We start from the raw sequence: 3,235 nt of genomic DNA on the forward strand, positions 1-3,235 counted from the left end.
GAAGATTTCTTATTTTTTGCAAGCTAATTTTCAACAACACAATGCAGGAAACATGATCGTCGATCACTCTGCGGCGCCGGCGCGGTTGCCGCGCGGAAAACGCCTGGTGTTCTGGCTCGCGACGCGCTTCGGCTGGCTCTTGCTGTTGCTCGTCGGGCGCTGGACGCGCATCCGTTTTCTCGGGCGGAATCATTTCGAAACACTGCGCGCGCACCAGCGCCCGTTCATCATCTGCACCTGGCACGGCAAAATTCTCATTCCGATTTTCATTCACCGCGGCGAAAATATCTGCGGCATGGTGAGCGAACATAATGACGGCGAAATGATTGCGCAAACGCTGCACCGCATTGGCTACACCACCGTGCGCGGTTCGAGCACGCGCGGCGGCAGCCGCGCCATGATCGCCATGATTCGCGCGCTCAAGAACGGCGGCGTCGGCGCCATCATGCCTGACGGCCCGAAAGGCCCGCGCCAGGTTTTCAAAGCCGGCACGTTGGCGATTGCCCAAAAAGCCGGCGCGGATCTGCTGCCGATGACGTTCGCCCGCTCTTCTTTTTGGCGATTGAAAAGCTGGGATCAGTTCATCATCCCCAAACCCTTCAGCCGATCGCTTGCGCTCTACGGCGAGCCGATCACGGTACCCTCCGTTTTGAACGCGGAATCGTTTGAAACACTGCGGCAACACGTCGAAACGCGCATGCGCGCGCTGGAAACGGAAGCTGAGGCGCAATGTTGATTAAACCCGCCCGTACTCCGGCTCATCAGCAGCCGGCAAACGTTGTTAATCTGTTGCAAGTCAATTCTTTGCAAAAAAAGCAAAGACTTTTTTCAACTGATAGAAAAATCCAACTAATAAAGTCAAATCCGCTGGGTTCTTTTATCAGTTGGAGATTGTCTTTTTGGTTGCGGCTCGTTCGCGTTGGGCATAACCGGCGAAACGCATGATCCATTTTCCGCTTCTGACGCCGCTGTCCTGGCTTTATAGCGGCCTCGTTCACCTTCGTAATTTGAGTTACGATAAAGGGATTTTGGCCTCCGCCAAACTGCCGGCATTTGTCATCAGCATCGGCAATCTCTCGGTGGGCGGAACGGGCAAGACGCCCATGACGATTTTTCTCGCGCAGGCTTTGCATAAAGCCGGGTGGCGCGTTGCAATCGTGGCGCGCGGCTATCGCCGCGAAGGCCGGGGAACATGCCTCGTCAGCGACGGCGAAAAAATTCTTGCGGATTTGCGCGAAGCCGGCGATGAGCCATTGCTGCTCGCGCAGGCGTGCCCGGGCGTGCCCGTTATTGTTGATCGCAACAAAACTCACGCCGCTGCCATTGCCGTTGAGCAATTCAATCCGCAAATTATTTTGGTTGATGACGGCTTTCAACATCGCCACTTGCAGCGCGACCTCGACCTCGTTCTCATGCCCGCCGCATTTCTCCTGCAAACTCCGCGACTCTTGCCAGCGGGGCCGTTGCGCGAACCGATCGTGAGTTTGCGGCGCGCACAATTTTTATTGCTGACAGGACTCACGGATCTCGCGCCCTCACGGCAACATCACGTTTGGGAGAGATGCCAGCAATTTGAGGCCAGAGCATTTGCGTTGCATTTTCAGGCGCAAGCGTTAATCTCCTTGCATAAGCGCGAAACATTTCCCCTAAATCAACTGCGTTCCGCAAAAGTTGTTCTAGTCAGCGGCATTGCGCAGCCGGAACGTTTTCATCATATGATACAAACGCTCGGCGCGCAGATTGTGCACACGCTGCGCTTCTCCGATCATTACAACTATCGCGCCAATGATGCTGAACACATTGCGCACACGTTCGTCCAAACTCAGGGTGATCTTTTGATCACGACGAGTAAAGATGCGGTGAAGCTGCGCAATTTCGAGTGTCTGGCGCAACTGCCAAGTTACGCATTGGAGATTGTGGCCGCGCCGGCAGAAAACTTTTTTTCTGCGCTCCAAACGGCGCTTCCGGTTCGCGCTGAACGCGTTTTGCCGTGAGTGGATTCGTCGCAAGCCGGGCTTCGGCAGCGAGAAAAGCCTTGCGAATCAAAGGCTTGTTTCGTATTTTCATGCCCGCCAATAGATTCAAAAGTGGTTATAGGCTACAAACCGTCACCTCGCGCAGGAAGCGACGCTGCCCGAAATACGCAAATTTCATTCTTCTCAGCGAACCCCATATCCTCATTTGATAGAAGAGATTTGATCGCCATGACCGAAGAGAATACCATCGGCCGGAAAGCCAGAAAATATAACATCCTTGTGGTTGACGACGATCGTAATATTTGCAAGATGATCGAGATCAATCTGCGCAAAGAAAAAGAATATATCGTCGAAACCGCGAACAGCGGCGAGGCCTGCCTCAAGGCGATCCGTGAAACGATTCCGGATTTGATTCTGCTCGACATTCAAATGCCCGGCATTGATGGCATCGAAACGCTAACGCGCATTCGCAATGAAGAGCCGCGCATTCCGGTGGTGATGATGTCGGCGCACGGCACGATTGAAAAAGCGGTGAAATCCATGAAGCTGGGCGCGTATGATTTCATTCAAAAACCCTTCCCCAGCGATCGCCTGCTGGTAACGGTGCGCAACGCGCTCACCACCAGCTCGCTCAAACAAGAGATTGATTCCCTGCGTTCGGAGTTGAAAGACCGCTTTCAATTCAAGAACATCATCGGCCAGTCCGGTGTGATGCAGGAAGTTTTTCGTGCGCTCGAAAAAGTCGTGAACAGCAATGTCACGGTGTTGATTCAGGGCGAAAGCGGCACCGGCAAGGAGTTGATCGCGCGCGCGATTCATTATCACAATCCGCAACGCAGCAACAAGCCGTTCGTCGCGGTAAACTGCTCGGCTTTGCCGGAGTCTTTGCTGGAAAGCGAATTGTTCGGGCACGAAAAGGGCGCCTTCACCGGGGCCACCGGCAAGCGCATCGGCAAATCTGAAGTGGCGAGCGGCGGCAGTATTTTTCTGGATGAGATCGGCTTGATGACGCCCGCGACGCAGGCGAAGATGCTGCGCATTCTGCAAGAACGCGAATTCGAGCGCGTCGGGCGCAATGCCTTCGACTTCCTTGCTCTCCTGGCGCGCGAACTTGTCGATGAAATGCGCTGCCAGCAGCGGAATATCTTCGCGGCGATCGCGCAACGGCGGCAGCTTGATGGGAAACACTGAAATGCGATAGAACAAATCCTCGCGAAACTCGTTGGTGCGCACGGCTTCTTGCGCCGCTCGCTCATCGC

Annotated in this window: 3 protein-coding genes; all 3 read left to right on the forward strand. The window is 54.6% G+C overall.

What is annotated here, in order from left to right; translation table 11 throughout:
- Positions 1 to 52: 52 nt before the first annotated feature.
- The 3 genes from FBQ85_28515 to FBQ85_28525 all read left to right on the forward strand — a co-directional run bounded on the left by FBQ85_28515 (position 53) and on the right by FBQ85_28525 (position 3,167).
- Positions 53 to 736, forward strand: coding sequence for a DUF374 domain-containing protein (locus FBQ85_28515; protein MDL1879077.1), 684 nt, complete (start codon positions 53 to 55; stop codon positions 734 to 736).
- Between the two features lie 205 nt (positions 737 to 941).
- The gene (lpxK, locus tag FBQ85_28520; GenBank protein MDL1879078.1) at positions 942 to 1,994 is read left to right on the forward strand and encodes a tetraacyldisaccharide 4'-kinase; all 1,053 of its coding nucleotides are present in this window, start codon (positions 942 to 944) and stop codon (positions 1,992 to 1,994) included.
- Between the two features lie 210 nt (positions 1,995 to 2,204).
- On the forward strand, positions 2,205 to 3,167 hold the full coding sequence (locus tag FBQ85_28525; GenBank protein ID MDL1879079.1) for a sigma-54-dependent Fis family transcriptional regulator: 963 nt from the start codon (positions 2,205 to 2,207) through the stop codon (positions 3,165 to 3,167).
- The last annotated feature ends 68 nt before the right edge of the window (positions 3,168 to 3,235 follow it).

Source organism: Cytophagia bacterium CHB2 (assembly GCA_030263535.1).
Classification (GTDB): Bacteria; Zhuqueibacterota; Zhuqueibacteria; order Zhuqueibacterales; family Zhuqueibacteraceae; genus Coneutiohabitans.

Excerpts from the sequence above, each read along its gene's own strand:
- FBQ85_28525 (MDL1879079.1), top strand. The coding sequence starts at position 2,205 with ATGACCGAAGAGAATACCATCGGCCGGAAAGCCAGAAAATATAACATC.
- FBQ85_28515 (MDL1879077.1), top strand. The coding sequence starts at position 53 with ATGATCGTCGATCACTCTGCGGCGCCGGCGCGGTTGCCGCGCGGAAAA.
- lpxK (MDL1879078.1), top strand. The coding sequence starts at position 942 with ATGATCCATTTTCCGCTTCTGACGCCGCTGTCCTGGCTTTATAGCGGC.